This window comes from Roseovarius sp. YIN77 (assembly GCF_057219155.1).
This window is the reverse complement of the sequence record NZ_JBXVVI010000047.1, coordinates 1-1,793: the sequence shown is the minus strand read 5'-3', so window position 1 is coordinate 1,793 and position 1,793 is coordinate 1. Positions and strand designations below refer to the sequence as shown.

Genomic DNA, 1,793 nt, shown 5'->3' with positions numbered 1-1,793 from the left:
GCTGTTGTTTAGATGCCATGATTCATTGATGTCTACTCGTGTTAATTCATAGTGACCATCTTGAATAAGATCATATTGGAATGGATCAGGGCATAGACCTAAGGCTTCTTGTTTTAAGAGTTCATCAAAGAATAAACGCATTAAATGACGAATATCATTAGTTCCAAAAAGGTTATGACCTTGAAGAAATTTGACAGGGTTGCCAGTGAAATAAACTAAATTTTCAGAATGCGACTGAAGCTGAATTTTGGATGAATGAGAACCCTCAACAGAGAGTTTTTTATTGCATACCCATTCTTGATTACCCAACGAATCAAAAGACATAACCATGCCTGAAATGAGCTTGCTAGGGTCATGTTTACAAGGAAAAAACCCTGAAACGTAATCAATCATAAATCCTGAACCTCCTTAGAAACATCACCGAGAATGGAACTAGCTTCCATAACGAGATTCTGACCGAATTGTTTAACGATCTTTTGTGCGTTTTCCTTATCGGCATGTATTTTTTCTAAGGTGTCTAGCATCTCTGTTAAAACAGGCTCATAAGCTTGTAATAGCTCAACAATAAGTTTTGTCTTAGGTGTGCCGTTTAATTCTGAAATACGGTCAAATAAAGCGTTTAAATCATCAGGCATCGTCAAAGCGACACGGGGTTTTCTACTAGGCATAATATTGTTCTAAAGGAGTAACCATTGAGAATAAGGTAACAGTAAAAAAAGGGGGTGTAAAGTGTGGGTTATATAAATAATTCCCGAAAGTGGGACAAATGTGCAGTATTACTAAACACTGCACACACGTCCTCCGCCTCCTCCTAGTCGCTGCCTCCACGTCGTCGTTGTCGTCCGAGTGTTCGTTGTTGTCATGTTGTCATGTTTACTTGTTGTCGGCAGGCATAGCCTGGTATTTACCGATCTAAGGCGAAAGGGAGCTTGTAATCAGGGAAAAGGGAGTTTGAGAGTCGTAAAGTATCAGTTCACTCGTAGACACTCGTTCTGTAATTTTTATCAGGAATGCACGCTTCCGCGTTTCTCAAGAAACAGGCAAAAAAAAACCTCATCAAGCGACAAGGTTTCTTTCATAAGCCCAATCAGGTATTCCGACTGGCTTGGCTTCCAATACTCGAATTAACGGTATTACATTGGATTTTTCTTTTGGTGACTTAGTTGAAATATCTATACCGTATTTGAGCATCTCACTACGACAACGGTAAAAAGCGGATTTAGACATAATTTGCTTTAAGTCATCACCATTCAACCAAGTTTGATAAACCATTCTCAGACGTGTAGGTAACGTATCTAAAACATCATCTTTGAGCATATAAACATCACTCAGTTCTAATTTAGATATACATTCTAGGAGTAACTCCTCAGGTGTGTCTATATCCCAATTAGAAAGAATGTGTAAGTGGCGTCTTTTTAGCTCTAATTGTCTAATGAAAGCCTCTATTCGCAAGGATTTATCAGCATATTCGAGCATCTCAGGAGTGCATAATTCAGGGGGTAATTTGTGACCTTTAACCTTGATCTCATTACCTTTGGAGTAACACTTTAGACCCCAACGACGAGAGTTTTTACCAAAATAAGCAGTATCACCAGAGAATTGACCAGAACCACGATGTTTTAAGTATGCAGTTTCACCAACAGCGCGAATCCAAGCTTGGACTTCTCTGCTGTTGTTTAGATGCCATGATTCATTGATGTCTACTCGTGTTAATTCATAGTGACCATCTTGAATAAGATCATATTGGAATGGATCAGGGCATAGACCTAAGGCTTCTTGTTTTAAGAGTTCAT

General features: G+C 38.8%; 3 protein-coding genes. All 3 read right to left on the bottom strand.

Going from position 1 to position 1,793, the window contains the following annotated elements; all coding sequences use genetic code 11:
* Positions 1-393 (bottom strand): phage/plasmid replication protein, II/X family (locus AC2D8P_RS16500; RefSeq protein ID WP_484703981.1); only part of this gene is annotated, 393 nt, incomplete at its 3' end.
* The gene (locus AC2D8P_RS16495) at positions 390-668 is read right to left on the bottom strand and encodes a hypothetical protein (RefSeq protein WP_005140575.1); all 279 of its coding nucleotides are present in this window, start codon (positions 666-668) and stop codon (positions 390-392) included. The genes AC2D8P_RS16500 and AC2D8P_RS16495, both read right to left, overlap by 4 nt.
* A 388-nt stretch (positions 669-1,056) precedes the next feature.
* A partial coding sequence (locus tag AC2D8P_RS16490; RefSeq protein WP_484703980.1) for a phage/plasmid replication protein, II/X family occupies positions 1,057-1,793 on the bottom strand: 737 nt, incomplete at its 5' end.

Coding starts and splice junctions, on each gene's coding strand:
- AC2D8P_RS16495 (WP_005140575.1), bottom strand. CDS start 668: ATGCCTAGTAGAAAACCCCGTGTCGCTTTGACGATGCCTGATGATTTA.